Below are 520 nucleotides of genomic sequence, written 5' to 3'. Positions count from 1 at the left end.
GGTCAACACCTGAATGTTAACGTTCTGCGTCGTGAAACTCTGGAAGATGCAGTTAAGCATCCGGAAAAATATCCGCAGCTGACCATCCGTGTATCCGGTTATGCAGTTCGCTTTAACTCTCTGACTCCGGAACAGCAGCGCGACGTTATCGCTCGTACCTTTACTGAGAGTCTATAATGGCTAAATTGATTATAGAAGGGTCTGAAGATGTTTTAAAATGTTTTGCCGCCTGGTTTAGTTGCTCAGGCGAGCAATCATTCATTGAAGCATTTAGAATGGGTGATATTACTGAAAACTATGCGGCAACTGATATCACTGTACGTGGGTATGGTATTAATGAGCCTATCCAATTGGTCGAATATGACCTTGCCACCGATGAGGAAATTCCTTATGTCGATTGAAGACATCAAAGGCTACAAGCCGCATACCGATGATAAAATCGGTAAAGTGAACGCTATTAAAGATGCAGAAGTCCGTCTTGGATTGATGTTTGATGCTCTGATTGAAGAAGCCTATATCT

Annotated in this window: 2 protein-coding genes; both read left to right on the top strand. The window is 42.7% G+C overall.

Going from position 1 to position 520, the window contains the following annotated elements; all coding sequences use genetic code 11:
• Positions 1–9 precede the first annotated feature (9 nt).
• On the top strand, positions 10–177 hold the full coding sequence (locus tag Y882_RS19575) for an autonomous glycyl radical cofactor GrcA (protein WP_001630401.1): 168 nt from the start codon (positions 10–12) through the stop codon (positions 175–177).
• Positions 177–401, top strand: a complete 225-nt coding sequence (locus Y882_RS19570; protein ID WP_046973407.1) for a hypothetical protein — start codon at positions 177–179, stop codon at positions 399–401. Before Y882_RS19575 ends, Y882_RS19570 begins: the two co-directional genes overlap by 1 nt.
• The last annotated feature ends 119 nt before the right edge of the window (positions 402–520 follow it).

Origin of the sequence: Dyella japonica DSM 16301 (assembly GCF_001010355.1) — a bacterium.
Classification (GTDB): Bacteria; Pseudomonadota; Gammaproteobacteria; order Xanthomonadales; family Rhodanobacteraceae; genus Dyella; species Dyella japonica.
Note: the sequence above shows the minus strand (reverse complement) of the source record. Positions and strands in the feature narration are given on the sequence as shown.